General features: G+C 34.7%; 19 protein-coding genes and 2 tRNA genes. 7 read left to right on the forward strand and 14 right to left on the reverse strand.

All coding sequences use genetic code 11. The annotated features are described in order from the left end of the window. Positions 1-179: 179 nt before the first annotated feature. Positions 180-2,096, forward strand: coding sequence for a TonB-dependent receptor domain-containing protein (locus EIB73_RS12755; protein WP_380219184.1), 1,917 nt, complete (start codon positions 180-182; stop codon positions 2,094-2,096). A 103-nt stretch (positions 2,097-2,199) separates the two neighbouring features. On the opposite strand, the gene ctlX is transcribed toward EIB73_RS12755, so the two are convergent. Continuing rightward, the gene (gene ctlX, locus EIB73_RS12760) at positions 2,200-3,123 is read right to left on the reverse strand and encodes a citrulline utilization hydrolase CtlX (protein ID WP_125025634.1); all 924 of its coding nucleotides are present in this window, start codon (positions 3,121-3,123) and stop codon (positions 2,200-2,202) included. 73 nt (positions 3,124-3,196) lie between these two features. On the opposite strand from ctlX, the gene EIB73_RS12765 reads away from it, so the two are divergent. After that, positions 3,197-3,859 carry a copper homeostasis protein CutC gene (locus EIB73_RS12765; RefSeq protein ID WP_125025635.1) on the forward strand — a complete coding sequence of 221 codons (663 nt, stop codon included), beginning with the start codon at positions 3,197-3,199 and terminating at the stop codon, positions 3,857-3,859. 303 nt (positions 3,860-4,162) lie between these two features. Here EIB73_RS12765 and EIB73_RS12770 read toward each other — a convergent pair whose 3' ends face one another. Beyond that, a complete protein-coding gene (locus tag EIB73_RS12770) occupies positions 4,163-5,077 on the reverse strand; it encodes a dimethylarginine dimethylaminohydrolase family protein (RefSeq protein WP_125025636.1) in 915 nt (304 codons plus the stop codon). A gap of 297 nt (positions 5,078-5,374) precedes the next feature. On the opposite strand from EIB73_RS12770, the gene EIB73_RS12775 reads away from it, so the two are divergent. Continuing rightward, entirely contained in the window at positions 5,375-6,886 is a 1,512-nt protein-coding gene (locus EIB73_RS12775; protein ID WP_125025637.1) for a trypsin-like peptidase domain-containing protein, read from the forward strand. A 72-nt stretch (positions 6,887-6,958) separates the two neighbouring features. Here the strand turns inward: EIB73_RS12775 and EIB73_RS12780 are convergent, their stop codons facing one another. From EIB73_RS12780 to EIB73_RS12795, 5 genes are all read right to left on the reverse strand, one after another. Beyond that, entirely contained in the window at positions 6,959-7,855 is an 897-nt protein-coding gene (locus EIB73_RS12780) for a serine hydrolase domain-containing protein (protein WP_317132716.1), read from the reverse strand. Next, complete coding sequence (locus tag EIB73_RS15300; RefSeq protein ID WP_262706700.1) at positions 7,819-8,274, reverse strand: serine hydrolase domain-containing protein; 456 nt, start codon at positions 8,272-8,274, stop codon at positions 7,819-7,821. Before EIB73_RS15300 ends, EIB73_RS12780 begins: the two co-directional genes overlap by 37 nt. 210 nt (positions 8,275-8,484) lie before the next feature. Continuing rightward, a complete protein-coding gene (locus EIB73_RS12785) occupies positions 8,485-8,934 on the reverse strand; it encodes a hypothetical protein (protein WP_125025638.1) in 450 nt (149 codons plus the stop codon). Further along, positions 8,935-9,315 carry a RidA family protein gene (locus EIB73_RS12790; RefSeq protein ID WP_125025639.1) on the reverse strand — a complete coding sequence of 127 codons (381 nt, stop codon included), beginning with the start codon at positions 9,313-9,315 and terminating at the stop codon, positions 8,935-8,937. A 47-nt stretch (positions 9,316-9,362) separates the two neighbouring features. Then, entirely contained in the window at positions 9,363-11,948 is a 2,586-nt protein-coding gene (locus tag EIB73_RS12795) for a putative LPS assembly protein LptD (protein WP_125025640.1), read from the reverse strand. 52 nt (positions 11,949-12,000) lie between these two features. On the opposite strand from EIB73_RS12795, the gene EIB73_RS12800 reads away from it, so the two are divergent. From EIB73_RS12800 to EIB73_RS12815, 4 genes are all read left to right on the forward strand, one after another. Then, positions 12,001-13,296, forward strand: a complete 1,296-nt coding sequence (locus EIB73_RS12800) for an N-acetylmuramoyl-L-alanine amidase family protein (RefSeq protein ID WP_125025641.1) — start codon at positions 12,001-12,003, stop codon at positions 13,294-13,296. A gap of 60 nt (positions 13,297-13,356) precedes the next feature. After that, a tRNA-Glu gene (locus tag EIB73_RS12805) sits at positions 13,357-13,428 on the forward strand. Between the two features lie 88 nt (positions 13,429-13,516). Continuing rightward, positions 13,517-13,771 carry a 30S ribosomal protein S20 gene (gene rpsT / locus EIB73_RS12810; protein WP_125025642.1) on the forward strand — a complete coding sequence of 85 codons (255 nt, stop codon included), beginning with the start codon at positions 13,517-13,519 and terminating at the stop codon, positions 13,769-13,771. 24 nt (positions 13,772-13,795) lie between these two features. Further along, positions 13,796-13,867: transfer RNA gene (locus tag EIB73_RS12815), tRNA-Glu, on the forward strand. Between the two features lie 123 nt (positions 13,868-13,990). On the opposite strand, the gene EIB73_RS12820 is transcribed toward EIB73_RS12815, so the two are convergent. From EIB73_RS12820 to EIB73_RS12850, 7 genes are all read right to left on the reverse strand, one after another. Further along, positions 13,991-15,208, reverse strand: coding sequence for a hypothetical protein (locus EIB73_RS12820; RefSeq protein WP_125025643.1), 1,218 nt, complete (start codon positions 15,206-15,208; stop codon positions 13,991-13,993). Positions 15,209-15,210: 2 nt separating this feature from the next. Beyond that, positions 15,211-15,489 (reverse strand): hypothetical protein, encoded by a 279-nt coding sequence (locus EIB73_RS12825; protein WP_125025644.1) that lies wholly within the window; start codon positions 15,487-15,489, stop codon positions 15,211-15,213. Positions 15,490-15,504: 15 nt separating this feature from the next. After that, positions 15,505-15,951, reverse strand: a complete 447-nt coding sequence (locus EIB73_RS12830) for a DUF4280 domain-containing protein (protein WP_262706701.1) — start codon at positions 15,949-15,951, stop codon at positions 15,505-15,507. 117 nt (positions 15,952-16,068) lie between these two features. Continuing rightward, complete coding sequence (locus tag EIB73_RS12835; RefSeq protein WP_125025645.1) at positions 16,069-17,064, reverse strand: hypothetical protein; 996 nt, start codon at positions 17,062-17,064, stop codon at positions 16,069-16,071. Further along, on the reverse strand, positions 17,054-19,675 hold the full coding sequence (locus EIB73_RS12840; RefSeq protein ID WP_125025646.1) for an N-acetylmuramoyl-L-alanine amidase family protein: 2,622 nt from the start codon (positions 19,673-19,675) through the stop codon (positions 17,054-17,056). The genes EIB73_RS12835 and EIB73_RS12840 overlap by 11 nt, the downstream gene beginning before the upstream one ends. Before the next feature lie 18 nt (positions 19,676-19,693). Further along, on the reverse strand, positions 19,694-20,437 hold the full coding sequence (locus EIB73_RS12845) for a DUF4280 domain-containing protein (RefSeq protein WP_125025647.1): 744 nt from the start codon (positions 20,435-20,437) through the stop codon (positions 19,694-19,696). A 183-nt stretch (positions 20,438-20,620) separates the two neighbouring features. After that, positions 20,621-21,559, reverse strand: coding sequence for a YihY/virulence factor BrkB family protein (locus EIB73_RS12850; protein ID WP_125025648.1), 939 nt, complete (start codon positions 21,557-21,559; stop codon positions 20,621-20,623). Positions 21,560-21,566 lie beyond the last annotated feature (7 nt).

A 21,566-nucleotide genomic window follows, 5' to 3' on the forward strand; every position in this document is an offset into this window, starting at 1 on the left:
TCTTTCAAAAAAAATCAGACCGATTCATTTATGATGTTGCTGCCTCGCCTGTTGCAAAAGGAAATACTGCTTTTGGATTGTTGAAAGAAACGCCTTTGATTTCTTCAACCGATGATAAAACATTAAGAATTGCCGGAAAATCAAATGCGGTTATTTTTATTGACGGACGGGTAACGCAAATGGATGCTGAATCGTTGGTTCAGTTTTTAAAAAATACGCCGGCAGAAAATATTCAAAGAATCGAAGTCATCACCATGCCCGGAAGTGAATATAAAGTGGAATCTTCTGACGGAATTATTAATATTGTTCTTAAAAAGAAAAGCAGCAACGGTTTGAACGGAAGTATGCGAATGAATAATCAACAAAATTATTATAATTCCACCGGCGCTGGGTTAAGTTTAAATTACCGAAAAGATAAATTGGGAATTAACACTAACATTAACACGAGCGAAAATATCAGGGAGGAATATTATATTTTAAAAAATGGAAACAGCGAGTCGGCCAATCGTTCAGAAGGCAGAATCACAGATCCCAATAAAGATTTAGGAGGTTACCTGAACATCGATTATCAGTTGAATGATAAAAACAGTTTGGCTTTAACTTACAATTCCTGGGCAAACAGAAGTTACAACTCTACCGCAAATCTTTTTAACACCACGACCGATTTAGTTAAACAGGAAACGGATTATACCTGGACGAAAAGCAAAGAAGATGCACGTTCTTACAATAATTCGATGAACTTAAATTATGAATTGAAAACCGATTCTTTGGGAAGTAAACTGAATTTGAATGTTGCCGGCTTATTCTATAAAAGGTTGCAAAGTTCCAATAACTTCACCATTGCGTCTGACCAGTATAGAAATGATAACGGGAACGTGATCAAAATTTATCAGGAACAACCGCAACGCATCAATAACTTTTCGGCAACTGCGGATTATGTTCAGAAGTTTAAAAAGGATTTAGCGGTTTCGGTCGGTGGAAATTTCAATAAAACTAAAACAGATAATGATACCAAATACGATACTTATAATTTCCAAAAAGATTCTTTGGTGAGCGAACCTAATCATTTTCTCTACGACGAAAATATCTTTGGTGCTTATGTAACCGTAGAGAAAGTATTTTCTCCTAAGTTCTCCGGAAAAATTGGAGCGCGCTATGAATTGACTCAAAGTGAAGGAAATTCGGATAACGCGCAAGATGAAAACCTCCGAAATATCAAAAGAGATTACGATAAACTTTTGCCATATTTAAGCCTGAATTACGCGATTAATGAGAAAAATAATCTTTCTTATGCGTTTTCCAGCAGAATGAGAAGACCGAGTTTTTGGGAGTTGAATCCCGTGAAAAATATTTTGACAGAGTTTAATTATATCCAAAATAATCCTTTCGTAAAAGCCTCTTCCGTTTATTCTCATGAATTGACTTACATGTACAAAAGTTCTTACTTTTTGATTCTAAGTCATACGTTGACGAAAGATGAAATCACGCAAGTTCCTTTGCAGGGAGTGATTAATGGCAAGAACCAACTAAGATATATCAGAACTAATTTCGGGGACAATCAGGAAATGAGTGCGATGCTTGGAATGCAAAAAAGTTTTTTCAAAGGATATTTATCGTCTAATTTTAATATCGGAATCCAAAGAAATATCAACAACGGAAGTTTAAGCCAGGACCCTTTAACTGGAGATATTTTCCCTTTGTATGAAAATAATATTAAATCCAACAGTTTTTTAATTCAGACGAATAATAATATTCAACTGGATAAAAATAAAACCTGGTTTTTAGGCGTGAATTATTTCTACGTTGACAAACAACAAATTGAGTTGGGACAACTTCACAGTTTGATGAGTTTAGATTTTAACCTTAAAAAACTTTGGAATCAATGGACTTTCTCCCTTGGACTTGATGATGTTTTGAATACCAATAAAGTCATTATTGAGGATTATCAGAAAAATGGAAATTACAATTACGTAAACCAAAACCAATATAACCGAGGCGTCGAATTGACCATTGTATACAACTTCGGAAATCAGAAAGTAAAGAAAGTGAGATCCATCGACAGCGCTGATAAAGAGATCAAGTCCAGAACCAAATAGCATTCATACAGGTTAATTATATTTTATTTTTTTTCAAAAAAAATCCACAACGATGATGTTGTGGATTTTTGTTATAACCTTGACAGGTTTTATTTTATATATCTTAATTCTTCGGCAAGAAAACTTCCGCCAGCATGCATCTTGCACTTCCGCCACCATTCACTTCGATCGTATTTAAATCGGCGTAAATGATTTCGCAGTAAGATTCTATTTTTTCGATCTGTTCTTTAGTTAAAGATTTATACGCCGTTTCACTCATTACCAAAAACTGAGTTCCTTCTTCATTTTGAACTTGGAGCATATTTCCCGCAAATTGGTGCATCTGGTCTTCAGAAATTTCAATAATTTCTTTTTCAGTTGATTTAATGACTTCCTGAACTTTTTCTCTTTCCAGTTCGTCATCGATACAGTCCAGGCAAATTACGACGAATTGCTCTGCAACACACATCATCACATTGGTGTGATAGATCGGTAATCTTTGATTTCCGACATTTTGAAATGAATGGAAAACAACCGGCGTATACCCAAATTGATCGCAGAAATCACGGAACAGTTCTTCATCTAAACGCAGTGAAACTGAACCATAAGCAATTTTATGGTCGTGATCGAAAATCATACTTCCGGTTCCTTCCAGGAATTTATCCTCATTTTCAGGAGATGATAAATCGTTGATTTCCGAAATTTTAAAACCTTCATTACGAACGGTATCTAAAATATCAGCACGTCTTTCAACTCTTCGGTTCGGCGCAAACATCGGATACAAAGCAACTCTTCCATCTTCGTGAAAACTCACCCAGTTATTTGGGAAAATAGAATCCGGTGAATGTGGTTCTAAAGTGTCTTTTACAGTAATCACTTTAATTCCTTTATCGCGAAGTTTTCCGACAAAATTATTGAATTCCTGAATCGCTTTTTCCTGAATATCGGCTTCTTTTTGTTCCACCTGAAAATAATTATTTTCGGCAGTTTGAGAATTGTAACCGAAAGCGATCGGTTCTACCATAACAACGGTATTGGCTGTTTGCATGAATTTTAAGTTTTAATAAGGAGTCATCCTTTATCTCACAAAAATACTTAAATTTATAGATAATAAAAAACCCATGTTAGAAATTGCTTGTTTCGAAATTACGTCTGCAGAAACTGCCTGTCAATCAATGGCAGACCGAATTGAATTCTGTGATAATTTTGAACTCGGTGGTACAACACCGGACTTTTACGAATTTTTGCATCTGAAAAGAAATTATAAAACGCCCGTTTATGTAATGATCCGGCCGAAAGGTGGTCCATTCTTTTATTCTGATGAGGAATTCCTGCAAATGAAGAACAGCATTATCACTTTTAAAGAAGGTGGAGCAGATGGTTTTGTATTTGGAATTCTGACGTCTAATAACGAAATAGATGAAGCCAGAAATGGTGAACTCATCGAACTTGCGGGAGAAACTCCGTGTACTTTTCATCGTGCATTTGATCGGACTCCGGATTTGGATCAATCTATACAGACTTTAATTAAATTAGGTTTTAAAACCGTTTTAACTTCTGGTGGAAAAAAATCTGCGATGGAAGGAAAAGAAGTTTTGAAATCTCTAATCCAAAAATATTCTGATAAAATAGAAATTCTCATTGGCGGTGGCGTTCGTTCTGAAAATATAGAAGAACTTAAAAAGTTCACGGGAGGAACAAGTTTTCATTCTTCCGCGATCTTGAAATACGACACTTTCGTAACTGATGATGAAATTAAAAAACTGAAAAAATTGAGTTCTTAAAATCTTTATTTGAAACCACAAAGTCGCAAAGTTTACTTATTCAAAACGAGAAAATTTTTCTTTGCTAAATCAAACTACTGTACAATCGTAATATCAGTGGTTTATATTAAAAACATTTAAGTCTTTCCTTCAAAAGAATTGTACCGCAAAAGAAGCAAAAGCATTCTTATATTAAGTAAATAAAAAAGATTGCAAAAAGTATATGGAAATATTATTTCACATACTTTTTGCAATCTTTAGGGTAATCTATTTTTACAGTAATCTCTTGTCTCTTTTGCGGTAAAAAAGAATTGTATTTTAAAATTATTCTCTTACCAAAGGCATTGTAGAACATCGCAACAAACCTCCCATTTTAGAAATCTCACGATACGGAATTTCTTCAACGGTCATTCCCCATTCATCTCTCAGGTGATTATTCATTCTCGTAAATGCTTTGTCAGAAACCACAATCTCCGGTGAGATGGAGAAAATGTTCGGATACATTTCAAACATTTCTTCAGGGGTCACATGGAAGCAATTTTCTTCGCCGAAAATATCCAGGATTAAGCGGTAATCAGTTTCATCAACAAATCCGTCTTTATAAATAATACATTTGTCAGTTCCGACAGGATTAAAAGTACAGTCTAGATGCAGAATTCCTTTGTACGGTTCGCGGTCGTTTTTCTTTAATTCAAAATCGAGAATTCTTTTCTTTGGAAAATATTCTTTCAATATATTAATAGCGTATTCGTTGGTACGAGCGGTTTTAAAGTTTCGGTAATCTTCTGAAAAGCAGGTGCCGATAAAAAGGAAATCATCCCATACAATAACATCACCACCTTCAATATGCGCTGTTTCGGGCAGATTAATAATGTCGCGCCATTTTACTTCTTCAAAAATTTTGCGATAGGCGTCTTGCTCATCTGCACGGTCAGAAATCACATTTGAAATGATCATTTTATCATCAATAACGAAAGCTACGTCCCGCGCGAAAACCTGATTGTAGTCCTCGATAATTTCCGGGCGAAAAACCTGAACATCATATTTACGAAGCACCTTTTCGAATTCCGACATTTCCGAAATGATATCTTTTTCGGTAGGATAAATTCCTTTTTGAATCGTATCGTAGGATTTCGCGTCGTAACTTTCTTCTAAAGTTGGTACAGCGCCTAAGGAATTTGGTTGTCCTAAAACAACCGATTTTAAGCGGCCTGTTTCGTTTTTAATATTAAGTTTCATGCAGTTGTTCTTTTTATAAGGATAAGACAGAATGGCATTTCACCTTTGGGTGAAGTACGTTTCAAATATAATAAAGTTTTTAATGTATTGCATCATCATACACTCAATAAATAGGGGACTTGCTGGGGAAAATGTTCGGAATGTGTTTCTTCTGCTTTTTGGGGGAATTGTTTAAAATTTATTAATTGTTGTTAATTAATAGTTAAAGTTGAAACGAAGTGTTTTTTTGCAATACCTATTTAGCACTAAATTTGTTTAGTTAAAGAAAATATATAACGTTTTAAATAATTTATGACGATGAAAAATACCTTAAAAAAACTAATTCCATATGCCTTGGTTGGAGTGATGTCAGGTGCGACCACCATTGGCGCTTACACGTATTTGAATGTTAAAGATAAAGATTTAGATTTTAACTACTTTGCACCGAAGAATAATGATGCGAAATATGCATCATTCAATATGACCGGAGTTGGCGACGACTTCGTAAAAGCTGCCAAAATGACAGTTCCTGCGGTGGTTAGTATTAAAAACTTCTCTAACCGAAAAGATCGCCCGAGTCAACAGGATCTTTTTGAGCAGTTCTTTGGTAATCCATTCGGTAGTAGTCCAAGACAACAGCAAACTCCACCGCCAAATATGCCCACAGGTATGGGCTCCGGAGTGATCATTTCTCCGGATGGATATATTATCTCCAATAACCATGTTATTGCAGGTGCCAATAAACTGGAAGTTGTGCTTTCTAATAAAAAATCATATGTCGCTAATTTGGTCGGGACCGATCCAACTACAGATATCGCTCTATTAAAAATTGAGGAGAAAGGATTGCCTTACCTTAACTTTGCCAATTCAGACAATGTAGAAGTTGGTCAGTGGGTTTTGGCGGTTGGAAATCCGATGGGTCTTAATTCCACGGTGACTGCAGGTATCGTTTCTGCAAAAGGAAGAAGTATTGATTTATTGAGTCAGCAGTCCAGAACGCCAATTGAAAGTTTTATTCAAACGGATGCGGCAATTAATCCGGGAAATTCCGGAGGAGCCTTGGTTGATCCAAATGGGGAACTGATCGGAATTAACTCCGCGATTTCTTCTAAAACAGGATATTATGAAGGATATGGATTTGCCGTTCCTTCTAATTTAGCCAGAAAAGTGGTTGAAGACATTAAGAAGTTTGGTTTGGTACAAAGAGGATTCTTGGGAGTAATTCCGTTGGATCTTTCTGATCAAGGTCAGGTTGCCGCATTCAATCAACAGAAAAGAACAAACATTAAAACAGGTGATGGTGTTTATTTAGTTGAAGTAGCGGCAAAAGGCGGTGCTGAAGATGCAGGCTTGAGAAGCGGTGACATTATCACTAAAGTTGATAACACAATTGTTTCAAATTATTACGATCTTTCGTTTGCCGTTGGAAGTAAAAGACCGGGCGATAAAGTGGCCGTTACCTACTTGAGAAATGGAAAACAAAATGTTGTAAATGTTACTCTGAAAGATCAAAAAGGCGGAACTTCTGTTCGAACAAAAGCAGATCTTACGGTCAGCGAAAGAATTGGCGCAGATTTCGAACCTTTAAGTGATAAATTCAAAACAGATTACGGGTTGAACAGTGGCGTGATCGCTAGAAATGTTCAGGAAGGAAGCGAAATGGCTAAAATTGGAGTCGTTGATAATTATATTGTAATCGAAGTAAACGGTAAGAATGTAAACTCCCAAAAAGACGTGGATAAGATCTTGCAAGGTTACACAGGTAACGTTCAGATCAAGTTTGTGGATGAATACGGAAGAATTACAACAAAAGGATTCAAAATGCCTTAAAAAAAGTCATCATAATAAAAGAAAACGCAACTTTTTACAGTTGCGTTTTTTTGTGCTTAGGAATAGTGCTTTTTATTCCTGAGTGAAATTATAAGTTTTACCACCTTGCTTCAAAATCATTTTTTTGTCTGAGGGCTTAAATTCTAAAACGATTCCCGCCTGGTCAAACTTAAAGATGTTTTGATCAGTTGCTTCCAGCGGAAAAGAGGATTGTCCGGTTGCCTGCGCCATCAAAGTTTTATAATTTTTGGTAATGGTAATTTTTAAAGGAATGTCTTTGCTGGAGTAAATTCCTAAATACTGATCCAAATCATTCGAGCTTAAATCGACTTTTTGAAAACTCGGTATTTCGTACGGTTGATTAAAGACCGCGCTTAGAATTGCGATTGCAACATTATTATTGTTGTAATTGCTGCCGTTTGAAGTATATGCAAAAGCTACTTTTTCTGCCGGAAAATAACCGAAGTTAGAAGTGAAACCATCAATGCCGCCGGTATGACCAAAAGCTTTTTTCGTTCCAAAAGGCATTTGAAAAAGTCCGGATCCATAATTATCTTTAATGGTTTCCATTAGTTGTAAACTTTTTTCTGAAATGATCTTTCCATTAAAAAGCGCGTTTGAAAATTGAAGCAAATTACTTGGTGTAGAAACAATAGCTCCAGCGCCCATCGGTATGGATAGATCTGTTTCTGACTCTTTCTTCCAGTCATCGGCGAAGGTGTACGAATTCGCTTCGTTATTATTCATATTAATTTTTCGGCCGTAATATGTATTTTTCAAGCCAATCGGTTTAATGATTTTCTCGCTTAATATTTTGGGATACGTTTTATTGTAGACTTTTTCTAAAATAAAACTTAATAAAACATAATTCGAATTGCTGTAATCTGCTTTCGAGTCGGGTTCGAAATCGCTTCCGCCATCTTCTATTATTTTCAGTAATTCTTTCTCAGATTTTTTTTGGTATTCCAGGAGAGATAATTTTCGTTGTCTGTAAAACTGTGAATTCCGCTTCTATGATTCAATAAATTAGCGATAGAAATTTTATCAGCATTTTTAATGTTCGGGAAAAATTTAGAAATTTTGGTATCTAAAGAAAGTTTGTTTTCTTCTGCAGCTTTAAGAACCAGAGCGCTTGTAAACGTTTTTGAAATGGAACCAATTCTGTATTTTGTAGTTTCAGTCGGTCTTGTCTTCGTTGCAACATCGGAATATCCGATGGATTTGGTGTATACTATTTTGCCGTTTTCAGAAACAGCGACACTTCCCATCCATTTGTTATTGTTTTCTAAAGTCTGAAAATAAAGATCCAGTTTGTCTTTATCAAAGGTTTGCGCGAAAACGGTGGTAGTAAAGAGCGGGATTAGAAAGCAGAGAATTAATTTTTTCATTCTGTTTGGTTTTTAAGTGAATAAAATTAGACAGAATAAAAGTATGGTTTTTTTATTTACTTTGAAAGAAAGACGAAATGTGGTTTTAGCCCCGATGGGAACGGCATCTTTTTTCTTTTTTTTGTGGAAAAAAGGGAAAAGATATAGTGGACAGCGGGACGGGTCGTCTAAAAATAGAGAATAGTGAAGCTCCTAAAAAATGATGATTTTCTATTTTTTATCCTGCAGCCTTTTCAGTCTCTTTTTTTTCCTTTCATAAAGGACTTCGGTAATTTTACCGCCGATCCAGGCAAAAGGGAAAAAGGTGAGGAAGATCAATATTTTGTAAAAGGTAGGATGGTAAGGGAAAATGATGATATCCAACATCGCCAGAAAAAGAAGGATGAAACCGATTAAGATGGCATAAGCCACTTTCGCATATTTCACGGTAATCGCGGTAACCACGCCTCCTACGGTGGCTGCAATTCCGGACGAAATTAATAAAGCCACGAAGAAGTAAGGTTTGTTTTGCATGGATTGCAATACCGTTTCCCATTTTTGAAAGGCCGAAAATCCATCATAAGTAATCCACGATGAATTTAACCGAACTCCCAATGAAATAAGGAGTCCGGCAACAGCAAGGCCTAACAGTACGGCGAATGTATTCCTAAGAAAGTTCATTTAAAACTGATGTGCAATCACAGAAATTTCAATGTCAACATTTTTGGGCAGACAGGAAACCTGTACGGTTTCGCGCGCGGGATAACTTTCCGGATTTAAATAAGAGGCGTAAATTTCATTCATTGCTGCAAAATCATCCATATTTTTCAAAAAGATGGTTGCTTTCACGACGTGGCTAAAGCTTAAACCTGCTTCTGTAAGAATGGCCTCCAGGTTTTTCATCACCTGATGTGTTGCTTTTTCAATACCTTCTTCTACATTTCCTGTTTCAGAATTCACTGGTATTTGTCCAGAGATATAAAGGACTCCATTTACAAAATTAGCTTGTGAGTAAGGTCCGATTGCTGCTGGAGCTTTAGGAGTAGAAATTATTTTTTTCATAACGTTAAGATTTGGCAAATATAAAACTTAATTTAATGATTTAAAATTTAAAATGGCGCATTGGGTTGGGTGAAGCTTCGGTCTTTATATTTTAAAGCATCGCGTAGAATGTTGGCCTTAATTCCGATAAAGAAGTCATATACTTTATATTGGCCGAATGGGATCCAGTTAAAGTTAATAGTGAAACTTCTTTGGTCCCGGGAGAAGCTCAGTCTTGTGCTGGCAATTTCGTTTTTAATAACGTCATAATAAAGATTCCCGGAGAGACTCCAGAACGGCGTAAGTTTAAGACTTCCATCTAAACCAACAGAGGCTACTTTGTTACCGAAACGGGTTAAGTTTCTGGTATAACCATATTGCGCATTTATGTTTAAAGTCCAGGGTTGAGAAAAATGAGCGTAATCATCATCATCAAAATAATAATTCTCATTTCGTATTTCTCCCTTTTTACTGTATTTCTTAGCAAGTTCTTCTTTCTCCCCGAAAATTGCATCGCTCAATGGATAAGAAAGTTGCGCATTAAAGCCCTGAACACTGAACCGTCCGAAATTCTCCGTGCGTATTCCTCTGTCTTCACCCGGTGCAAAAATGATTTGATAAGGTTCCAGTGTAAGCGCGGTATTTAAATTTAGATTGTTAAAAAGGGTGGTTTGGCCATTAAAACTAAATACAGACCATTTGTATTGCGGTGCTGCAAAATTGTAATTGGTATTAAAACTTAAGGTTTCAAAAATTTTCAATTTCTTCACTCCGGTAGAATCCTTTTTAGATTTTACTTTCATCTCCAGGTTATTACTGATTGAGAAACTCAATGCCTGAACAAGTCCCGAATTCGGTGATCCGATAATTCCACGGTCAAAAATAGAGTATTGGGTCATTTCTCCACGGTCGTTGGAGTAATTTTTATAATATCCAAAAGTTGGTGCGGAGAAATCCGGAGAATAGCTAAATCCAATTTGCGGCGTCATCATGTGTCGGATTGCCTGAATTGCTGAACCTTTTTTAAAGTTCAACATTCCGTATAAAACCGTCTGTAAACTTGTGCTGGTAGAAAAAGAGGAGTAGCCGGCGATTTTTTTATTCAAAACATCCTCGATTTGATTGGTGACCGGATTGTAATTTCTGGTCAGCGTTTTTGTGGTTAAAGCATTGTCAATATTAGCTGAAATCGAGAACGTGAAATATTTCGCAATCGTGGTGTTTGTTCCTAAAGCAATATTGTTTTTTAAACCGGTTTGCATCTTGTCCCACATCGCTTTTGTAAAGAGTTCGCCTTCATTAGTCTGAACGTAATTATTTAGATTTAACCCGGTATTCACCGTGATGTTTTCGAGCAAACCTTCTCTGATGCCTGTTTTTGGTTTAAATAAATAAAACTGATTAATCGCCACATTCAGTAAGGGCAATTTTAAATCTGCAAGTCCGGTAGAGAAATTCTGAGAATAGGATGAGGTTCCGGTAATGGTTACGGGTAAAGTCAAAAATCTTTTAACCACACTCACCGTAGAGTTTTGTTGGGCATTTAGATTATTCTGATTAAAGGCGTAGTTGTTATTAACCGTATTGTTGTAAAATTTATTACTGACCACATCTACAGACGCGGAAAAAGTCAGGAAAGGATTTGCTTTCGAATCCTGCTGATGTCTCCACGCAATTCGATAGGTTCCGGTTTTTGAATAATCTGCTAAACCTTTAATTCCACGAACGGTCGTACCAATATCCGCAGAGAAGTTCCCCGTGTATCTGTAATTCTTTTTGTAATTGACCTCAGGACGCAGATTCCAGCTTCCTTTGGTATAAATATCCGTTAGTACTTTTAAATCAAAATGCTCCCCGATCGGTTGGTAATAACCCAGGGAATTTAAGAAGAATCCTACGTCTTCCCGTTCTCCAAAACTCGGAATAAGGATCCCGGCGCTTCTCTTATCGGAAAAGGGCAGAATGGCAAATGGCATAATTAAAGGCGTCGGAACTTGCTCAATATATAACTGAATTGGTCCGGTGATCACCTGTGATTTCTCCTTTCCTTTAATTAATTTAATGTTTGGAGCGAGCAAATAATAATCGGCAATGGTATCTTTTTTCTTGATGAAATATTCGTCGGTGGTATATTTTCCTCTTTTCATGAAGAAGACCGAATCGTTATATTTCTTCGTTTTCTCCGCAATAATCACGCCTTCACTTTCTTCAGTTCTGGCATTAAAAGCGATGGCTTGTCGGGTTTTGATGTTGTAAGTGAATTCGTCGTACTCGTAAGTTTTTCCGCCTTGCACAGCAACTGCCGGTTTTGTAATTTTTCCTAAAGAATCCAGTTCTCCGCGTGCAAAAACCAGAGATTTATCCCAGTCAATAGAGATGTAATCTGCATCAATCGTCATATCCTGATACTGTACCTGCGCATCTTTATTCAGGTACGTCATCTTTTTCGGGATGTCATTTCGAATGCGGTCTGCTTTTGTTTTCACAACAGATTCCAGCTGTTCTTTCTTCACAACAATCGTGTCAGACTTGCGAATGGTATCATTAACTATCTTATTTTCAGTCAAATTTTGAGCCCCAAGAAGTGCTAAAAAATTGTTAAAAATTAGGATAATTAAGATTTGTAGTATATTTTTGAAGCCAGTTTTGACCAAAGCACTGTATATATATTGGCGTCAAAATTAATATAATTTTTAAAATTTAAAGATGATTACTCATAGTTTTTCCATTAAAAGATATTTTTCCCTCTTATTTGTCCTCTTATTCCTCTTCAGTGGTGCGCAGAAAAAATTCACGATTGTTCTGGATGCTGGTCATGGAGGCAGTGATATCGGAACCAACAGACGTTACGAAGATTTAGGAACCGTACGGGAAAAAGATATAACCTTATCCATTGTCTTAAAATTAGGCAGAATGTTGGAGAAAAATAAAGACTATAAGGTCATCTACACCAGAAAAATTGATGAATTTCCGTCTTTAACAGAGCGTACTACACTAGCCAATCGAAGCAAAGCAGATCTTTTTTTATCTGTGCATGTTAACGCTTCGCCATCGAGCAGTACGAGCACCCAGGGAACAGAAACTTTTGTTCAGGGACCTAATCAAAATAAAAAGAATTTGGAAGTCGCAAAAGCAGAAAACGATGTAATCTATCTGGATGAAAAAGATAGGGAGATGTTTGCTTCCTATGATCCGCGATCTCCGGAGTCCCTTATCGCTTTGAAAATTCAGCAGAGTAAGTATCTTGAAAGCAGTTTGCTGATTGGAAGTCTGGTGGAAGAAAATTTTGCCGGACGGGATAAAAGAAATTCGCGCGGGATAAAACAAGCCGATCTTCACGTTTTAAGAATGAATGCAATGCCGTCTGTTCTCATCGAGACCGGATTTGTAAATAATTATGCTGAAGCACGGTATCTCGCCTCTGATAGGGGTCAGACTGATATTGCAGAAAGCATTTACGACGCGATCTTGAAGTATAAAGACCGTATGGATCGAAACGGAGGTATTCAAGCCAAACCTGCAGAGCCCGTGAAACCTGTAGAAAAAGAATTGAAAAATGATTTCAGAATTCTCCTCATGTCTTCTCCTGTAAAATATGCAAGTGGCGATCCTGCTTTAAAAGGATTGAATTATGTTTTACCGATAAAAGAGAACGGTTTATATAAATATTATTACAGTGTAACGAATTTAGCAAGTGTTCGGGATAATAATTTGAAAACAGCGCGAGATGCAGGTTTTAGAAATGCAACGGCCATTTCATTCATTCCAAATCAAAAATTAGGAGTAGGGTATTATACTATAGAAGTAGCTAATACCGATCAGAAATTAAGTTCCAATTCTTTCATGCTCAATACCTTAAAGGATGTGACCCGGGTAAAAGAGAATGGGAAGTTCCTTTACACTTATGGCAAGTTTGCAAGCTTAGAAGATGCTGTAAAGGCCCAGAAAGTCCTGGATGATAAAGGAATTAAAAATACCGTAATTCAAAAAAATTACAGATAATTATGAATAGGCCTTGCAGGATTAAAAGTAAATTTTTACTTTTGCAGTCCTCAAAGCAAAGGCCTATTCGTCTAGTGGTAAGGACTCAAGATTTTCAGTCTTGCAACAGGGGTTCGATTCCCCTATAGGCTACTAGAAAGAAAGTTTTGAAAAGTTTTTTAAAAAATATTTTGTAATCAAAAAAGATTTTATATCTTTGCACCCAAGTTTTTAAGAAGATATGGCAAATCATAAATCAGCTCTGAAAAGAATCAGACAAAGCGAAAAGAAAAGATTGAGAAACAGATACTATCATAAGACTGCTAGAACAGCTTTGAAAGTATTAAGAAGTGAGGAGGACAAAGTTGCTGCGACACAACAGTTGCCATCAGTGATCTCTTTGTTAGACAAGTTGGTGAAGAAAAACATCATCCACAAAAACAAAGCGGCCAACCTTAAAAGTAAGTTGACTAAGCACGTTAATAAATTAGCGTAACTATATAAAAAAGCAAGACGCACTGGCCCGTTCGTCTATCGGTTAGGACCTCAGGTTTTCATCCTGGTAAGAGGGGTTCGACTCCCCTACGGGCTACTTAACTTCCGAAATTAATTTTTCGGAAGTTTTTTTTGTGCTTAATTTTCATGGTTTTTAGCTTCTCTGGTTTTTTTCCTTTCTGTACCACAAAATATTTGCAGCCGTGCTTGAAAAATCATCTTAATCGGTATTAATCAATTTGTTTTCAAGATTTTTGATATTAATTGTTTTTAGATTAATATTGCCCAATTCTTCTTTTGTAAAACGATTTTTTATTGATTGGTTTGAAGAATCTTCAATGTCAATATTGACTAAAGATAAATTTAAACTATTATCAAATATATATTCTATATTTTTTACAGTTGATGAAATTAATGATATATCAGAGTATTTTAAAAAACCTTCTTTTTGATTCAATTCAAATGTAGGATCAGCACTACCCGAGCAATTTCTACAAGGTATTGCTTCATCATTTCTAAACCAAAATTGATATTGATTGTTCCCAACACCTTTTAAAACTATTAAAGGTCTTTTTCCTATACCCTCCCATTTTCCAGCAGGAATAGAATCATAAACAATTACGATATCTTTAATTTTATCTCCATTCCAATCATTCTCTGCTTTGGCTAAAATTTCATAATTTTTTGGGGTAAAACTATTAATTGAAGAAGATTTTTGAGGATGGGAATTTAATCCCTTACTATTTATTTTATAATATTTAATGGAACCATCGCTTAGGTTTCTCAATTTAATAATTGCATTATTTTCACGATTCCAAACTGCACTTTCTATAATGTTTTCATCCGATGATAAAGCAAAATACTTATTTAAAGAACCATCTTTTATTTTATAAAAAGCTAAATATGAAGATAATCCTTCCTGATCTTTATAAATTAACGCATCTTCTTCATTATTTGAGAACAAAGGAATGCCATCTAAAATATTATATTGATAGCTTTTATCATTCATAAGTAAAGCTAATTCTCCTTCATAAAGTTTGATATTGATGATATGGAAATTGTTTTTTTGATTGAAACCAACATAAGAATAATCAACATAAGAATCTGAACTCGTGTTCTTATTAGCTATGAACTTTATTTTACCGAAAGAGGTGTTTAGAGTGGGATATTCAAATGTGGGTTTGTCATTCGATAAATCGTTTTTATACCTTTGAGAATCTTTTACAAAATCATTTTTAGAGATTGGCATTATGTAATCTTCAAGTTGATAAGAGTTACTATTTTGCATATCTGTATTGTCCGTAGTCACTGCGTCTTTATGATAATCGAATGTATATTCTTTACTTGAATTTTGATTACTTGGACTATTCTCTAATGAAGATGTTTTTTTACAACTGAAAATAATGAACAGCAATAAAAGAAAAAATATTTTTTTCATAGTTATATGTTTAAATCAAATGTTACGTAAACAGTCTTTTTATTTACTGTTTTTGCCCTAGTATTAATTTTTTTATTTCCTGAAGGTTTATATCCTCCCTCTTTTATATTGCCTTCAATTTTTTTCCACTTTTTATCGACGCTCTTGTATAATGTCCAAATAAATTTTTCTTCTGGCTTATTGGTAAAAATACCTCCGCCAAAATCGGTAGTTAGATTGGATAATTCGTAAAAAGTTTTTTCTTCCGCTTTGGGATGTAAGCTTCCTTTGATGATTTTCATGATTTTTCGTGTTTTTTATTCAACCTCAAATAAATCTTCTCCGTTTATTTCCTCTTTAAATTTATCATAATCCACAATAGGATTGTAAATCTGCATCTCATCACTACTCGCATTGTTTATGTGGCTTTTTCCGGCTTCACTTTGTTGCCCGTGTTTCAAAATAGTGATTTTTCCACCAGTTGCACACATCAGTTCGGAGAGTTCGGTAACGGTACTTTTTCCCATAACTTTTACTTTTTCGTAGGTTTTTGTCCATTTTCCTGCTGGTGCATAAGTGCAAGGTAAATAACCACCAGAAGTGGTTTTTAGTTTACAATTTCCGAAAGGCATTGCAGGTGGATTGAAGGTAAGATCATCTTCGGTTACAGCAAGATAATCGGCTTGTCCTTCCGCATCGTTCCAGTAATGTTTGTGGTGGGATGTTACTTTCAGATTAGGAAATTTAGCGCCTTTGTCGCACATTGCCATTCCTTTTTGAATCACGAAATATTTGCCGTCGTGTTAGCTGAAGAGTGTAGGTTTTCGGTATCTCAAAGTCGGAATTATAGTTTTTTTTTCGTTATGTTAGAGAGCGTTTTCTCAATTCTTTTTTGAAATTGTATAGATAATTTTTTTATTATCAGTATAACTTGTGTTCAAAAATGGACTTTCCCACAGATATTTTCCATTTTTTATTGTTATTTTACCAAAATCTTTTGTTTTTTCCAAAGCCCAAGAATTAGTATCATCCATAGGTTTTGTATATTTTAAATAGAGTTCATTACCATTGTCAGAAGCTGTTAATAGAAATTTATGATATAATTGATATCCCTCTGCTGTGTAGGCAATACTATCTTTTGAAATATCAAGATATATCTGATATTCGTTGCCTGTTCTGTTGCCTTTACCAATTAAATTCAATTCATAACGTCCTATCCATTTGTCTGAAATACTGCTTTTTTCATTTTGAATATCATCATCTTCGCAAGAGATATTGGTATTGCTACATTCTGTGAATGTATTTTGGCTAATTATTTTTTCATTTTCGTCATACTCTTTCCAAAATCCACAAGGACATTCATTACTCCCTTCATAACTTTCTCGAGTATTTTTTATGGATTTTATTTTTTTCGTACCTGAAAAATACTCTTTAATTTCATGTATTAAAATTTTCTCACTACAACTTTCGCCCGAATTCGTATGAACTACTTCTTTGGAAATATTCCCTTTATCATCCCAAAAAACCTCTCTGCCTATTGTTGCAATGCAGCCTCCAATATCACCTTCTTTCCAATGATGAATTAACTTTCCATTTTGATTATATTCATAATTATTTTGTGGATAACTGTTAAAATTTAAAACTTTTCTTTCTAATTTTCCATTTTCATAAAAGAATAATTTTACATTTTTCTCATTTTCATATTCAGATAGAAAGAGTTCTTTAACTTTCTTATCTTGGTAATATATGACTTCTAAAGTATCTATTTTTTTGTTTTCCTCTGAGATAGAAGATGATTTATAATCGGTGTTTTTTTTGCAGGAAAACAGTGAAAAAAAACATAAACTGATGATGCAAATTATTATTCTATTTATCATTATTGATATTTTTTATTAATCCATTAACTAACAATGTTGCTATTTTATCTTTATTATTAACAATATTTTTTGTATCCAAAGGACTTGTTAAATAACCTAATTCAATTAATACTTTCTTTTTCGTTTTATTTGATGAACCAAGTACACCCAAATCATTTCGCTTATGTGGAGACTTGGAAAGTATGTTTGTAATATCATATTTATCTAACAAATCGATAGCAAGTTGCTTAGAAGCATCATCACTATATATGGTATGCGCTCCTTTAGAAAAATCCGTCCAACCATCACAGTGAACAGAAATAAAATAATCCGCTTCTAAAGTGGTAGACATTTTGGATCGAAAATTAATTGCTGCTGCTTTTGTTGCTGCTCCTCCTAAATATTTTTTGAAATTTGCTTCATCATCAAGATTAATCGTGTTCTTTTGACTTCGTGTAATATATACTGTGTGACCAAATTTTTCAATTTTTTCCTTCATCTTTACAGCAATATCATATACTACATTTGATTCTGTATTTTCACTATCGTAACCGCCAGAAGGCTTGTCATTATTTCCTATAATATATTTGGATGGCGATTCTAATACATAAGAGGGCAAAGTATTTGTATCATATATCTTGTCATCACCTTTTATTTTATACTTTCTCGCCTGAGTACCTAAATTCCCTGGTTTAACCCCATGTCCCGGATCCAAAACAATTACATATTTTGCATTTTTTTTCTGTATAGCTTTTGATTCTACAGATTTATTTACACAACTTCCATCCCATTTTTCATTTTTATTGTTTTTATACCAGTCTTGCATTTCTTCATTAACTTCCCATACATGTGTACTACCATTCGCAAACCCCCTCTTCGTAATAATTTCTTTTCCATTAATTATTTCCTTGGCTATAATATTATCATATTCACCATTTTCTTTCATAAAAGAAAAATTAGTATGATATTGAATTGAAGGAGCGGAATATAAAACATCATTGGGAGCTGTTTTATTATTTTTAATCATCGCTGGATAATTAATAGACAAGTACATATCTAGCAAACTATTAATTTTTCCTTTAAAAATACTTCTGTCAAAAAAATTTTTTACATAATCCAATTGTTTAACAGCAGACATTTTTTTTAATTCACTAGTTGTTGTTCCCAAATCTGATGCTGCATCATCTCCAAACTGAATTAAACCTGTAAATCCTCTACTATTTTGCTTCGAAGGACTAAATGTTTTAGCAGTTTCAAAATACATGATGACCATAAGATTATTTGCCATCTCAATTTTCCTACCTTCACCCCACAAGTTTTTACAAATCTCAACTACTTTTTTTCTAAAATCGCAATCAACTTTATTTCCTAATATTAAATCATACTGCTTACATAAACAGGTTGAATTTGTTTTCGGTGCATTTTTCCCTTCTTGTTTTGCCGGAGATTTAGGATTTTCGATTTTCTTCGGTTCTTCATTCAAACTTACACCAATTCTTTGGGATTCTGTAGAGATGCTCAAATGCTCAACTTCAATAAAAAAATGCTGCGTTTTGTTTTCAACTTCCCATCGTTTACCTTCATCATACATATCATTGGTGAGTTGTACATTGTTTATAAATGCAATATCATTAGAAATTTTAACTTTCTTACCAAATAAAAAATCATCATTAAAATTGTCGTCTTCATAGATTCGAACCATAACCACTTTTCCAACCATGTTTTTGGAAGTAATTTTGATGGAGACAGTATTCCCGATTTTTGCCGACGATATCTTTTCTCCTTTACCATTCACAAATTCTGCACTCAATATTTTTCCTTTCGGGTCGCTATTTCTTTTGGGTGAAGAACTGCTACTCGGAAATTTTGCGGTATTCTCTTTTGGTTTCGGTTTCGGTTTTGATGGAGAAGGAATCGGTTTTGGTATTTCAGGATTATTTACATTTACATTTCCAGATGCATCAACTCTTCCGTTATATTCTGCGGTTACATAATATTCGTGTTGTTTTTTTTCATCTTCTTTTTTGTTAGCAAGGGTAATAAATGTAGGGCTTAATGAAAAAATCCATTCTGCTTTTCCGTACTTATTCACTTTTACGGCTGGAGATTTTGTAATGTATTGATTGTTTTTATGGTGTCCCGCTTTTTCAGAATCATCTTCCCATAGGTTAAAGACAATGCTTTCACCTACCATCCCATCGCATTTAGCAGTGGCTTTCAGTTGGTCTTTGTAACTTAGCGGTTTAGAAATTTTTGAGCCATCTTGATAAGTTAAACTTACACCCAAAATGTCTTTTTCTTTGGCTTTTGGTTTAATTTCATCTTTTTGTGGTTGAACAATCATTGACATGGGAGAATTTCCTTCTGGTTCGTGAAGATATCCTTCCACTTTGTAAATGAATTTATGAGCATTTTTCCCAAAAGTAAAATGATTAATTCCTTTTTTCTTAATATTCGTTGTGCGAAAGCCATTTCCGCTTTCATCTTTAATAAATAACTCCCAATATACTTTAGTTAAATTTCTCTCTGAATGTGGTGTTGAAGGATACCATTCATCTACATTAAAAAATGTTTTTTCTCCGACTTTAGGTTTTGAATTGCCCGATATTTTGTAAACTCCTTTTTTTGCCATGATCTTTATTTTTTAAAATTACCAAGCATGTGGTTCATCTTCTTCACTTATCTCCTCCTTAAATCCATCAAAATCCATAATAGGATTGTAAACTTGCTGTTCATCGGTATTAGCTTTCTCAACATTACTTTTCCCTGCTTCACTTTGTTGCCCGTGTTTCAAAATAGTGATTTTTCCACCAGTTGCACACATCAGTTCGGAGAGTTCGGTAACGGTACTTTTTCCCATAACTTTTACTTTTTCGTAGGTTTTTGTCCATTTTCCTGCTGGTGCATAAGCACACGGTAAATAACCACCAGAAGTGGGTTTTAGTTTACAATTTCCGAAAGGCATTGCAGGTGGATTGAAGGTAAGATCATTTTCGGTTACAGCAAGATAATCGGCTTGTCCTTCCGCATCGTTCCAGTAATGTTTTTGGTGGGAAGTTACTTTCAGATTAGGAAACTGAAAACCTTGATTGCATTGGCATTTTCCTTTCTGTATCACAAAATATTTGCCGTCGTGTTCGCTAGAATTGCTTTCCCTTTGGTTTTGTTCTTGTTTTTTTTCTTTCGGTGTTTCTTCTTGAGAATTAGAATTTTCATCATCATCCTCATCCATTGTATCTACACCTTCATCTTCAAACTCCCGAAATTCATCATCTTCCGAAAATGCTTCAGATGACAAATTATTATCTGAAGAACTTGGAAGAGAAGAAAAATATTCACCCGCAAAATCTTCGGGCACTTTTATTTTGTCACTTGCTAATGGAGATTTTTTCATACTGTGTGTTTTTAAAAGAGTAGGTTAAGTTCGTGCTCATATACTCGAATTATAAAATTAGCAAAAAGAGGATTAAAAAATCCAGAAACAAAAAAAAATTTAAAAATTGTAGTAATTCTCCTACAAAAAAGAATCTTACACCATACCGATAAATTTCAAAAAGCCTGGGAAAAGTTGTTTTGATTAAGAATTATGAGCTTCAAGCTTTGCTTTTTCTGCCAAAGATTCTTTGTATAATTTTTGGGCGCTCCATTTTGCATGGGTTGATGGAATAATTTTGTAACCTCTTTTCAGGGAATAAATTTTGGTAAATTCAGCTCCGAAGAAGATGAGCATGCAGGAATAATTAATCCACATCATAATCAAAATAATGGTTCCGGCTTTTCCAAAAGCGGAAGTGGGTTTAAATTCTGCGAAATACAAACTCAATAGAAATTTTCCTAAAGTAAAAAGAACAGCAGTTAAAATCGCGCCTGTCCAAACCGATTTCCAGGAAATTTGCACATCGGGAAGTACTTTAAACATAAAAGCAAAGACGAGAACGACGATTAAAAATCCGATGACATAATTCACGACTTCCATAAAAATGTAGGTTTCGAGCCCCAATTGAGTGGTGATGAAATTATTAAATAAACTAATTACCGTAGAAAGCAACATCGTAATCATTAATAAAAATCCGATAACCAAGATCATTCCTAGTGAATTCGCACGGTCGAGAAAGAATTTCACCAAAGCTTTTTTTGGTGCTGCTTCTACATCCCAAAGCGAGTTTAACGATTTTTGAAGTTGAAAAAATATTGTTGTTGCACCAAAAACCAGAGAGAAAACGCCCACAATTTTCATGAAAATATTTTGCTTATCGATAAGCGCACTCGCAATCATTTCTTCAATACTTTTTGCGGTTTCTTCACCCATTAAATCATTAATCTGATTGCTGATTTCGCCCTGAATGGCTTCCTGACCAAAGAAATTTCCGGCAATCCAAATGATGATGATCAACAAACCCGGAATTGAAAAAATAGCATAATATGCTAAACTTGCAGAATCCCTAGTTGCGGATGAACTATTCCATTCCGCGAAGGCTTCTTTTAAGGTTTCCCAAAAAAATACTAATTTTTTCATGGTGTTA

Source organism: Kaistella carnis (assembly GCF_003860585.1).
Classification (GTDB): domain Bacteria; phylum Bacteroidota; class Bacteroidia; order Flavobacteriales; family Weeksellaceae; genus Kaistella; species Kaistella carnis.

Coding starts and splice junctions, on each gene's coding strand:
- EIB73_RS12800 (WP_125025641.1), top strand. CDS start 12,001: ATGATTACTCATAGTTTTTCCATTAAAAGATATTTTTCCCTCTTATTT.
- EIB73_RS12825 (WP_125025644.1), bottom strand. CDS start 15,489: ATGAAAATCATCAAAGGAAGCTTACATCCCAAAGCGGAAGAAAAAACT.
- EIB73_RS12790 (WP_125025639.1), bottom strand. CDS start 9,315: ATGAAAAAAATAATTTCTACTCCTAAAGCTCCAGCAGCAATCGGACCT.
- EIB73_RS12755 (WP_380219184.1), top strand. CDS start 180: ATGGATGCTGAATCGTTGGTTCAGTTTTTAAAAAATACGCCGGCAGAA.
- EIB73_RS12765 (WP_125025635.1), top strand. CDS start 3,197: ATGTTAGAAATTGCTTGTTTCGAAATTACGTCTGCAGAAACTGCCTGT.
- EIB73_RS12770 (WP_125025636.1), bottom strand. CDS start 5,077: ATGAAACTTAATATTAAAAACGAAACAGGCCGCTTAAAATCGGTTGTT.
- EIB73_RS12845 (WP_125025647.1), bottom strand. CDS start 20,437: ATGAAAAAATCTCCATTAGCAAGTGACAAAATAAAAGTGCCCGAAGAT.
- EIB73_RS12820 (WP_125025643.1), bottom strand. CDS start 15,208: ATGAAAAAAATATTTTTTCTTTTATTGCTGTTCATTATTTTCAGTTGT.
- EIB73_RS12850 (WP_125025648.1), bottom strand. CDS start 21,559: ATGAAAAAATTAGTATTTTTTTGGGAAACCTTAAAAGAAGCCTTCGCG.
- EIB73_RS12835 (WP_125025645.1), bottom strand. CDS start 17,064: ATGATAAATAGAATAATAATTTGCATCATCAGTTTATGTTTTTTTTCA.
- EIB73_RS15300 (WP_262706700.1), bottom strand. CDS start 8,274: ATGAAAAAATTAATTCTCTGCTTTCTAATCCCGCTCTTTACTACCACC.
- EIB73_RS12785 (WP_125025638.1), bottom strand. CDS start 8,934: ATGAACTTTCTTAGGAATACATTCGCCGTACTGTTAGGCCTTGCTGTT.
- EIB73_RS12840 (WP_125025646.1), bottom strand. CDS start 19,675: ATGGCAAAAAAAGGAGTTTACAAAATATCGGGCAATTCAAAACCTAAA.
- ctlX (WP_125025634.1), bottom strand. CDS start 3,123: ATGCAAACAGCCAATACCGTTGTTATGGTAGAACCGATCGCTTTCGGT.
- EIB73_RS12775 (WP_125025637.1), top strand. CDS start 5,375: ATGAAAAATACCTTAAAAAAACTAATTCCATATGCCTTGGTTGGAGTG.
- rpsT (WP_125025642.1), top strand. CDS start 13,517: ATGGCAAATCATAAATCAGCTCTGAAAAGAATCAGACAAAGCGAAAAG.
- EIB73_RS12830 (WP_262706701.1), bottom strand. CDS start 15,951: ATGTGCGACAAAGGCGCTAAATTTCCTAATCTGAAAGTAACATCCCAC.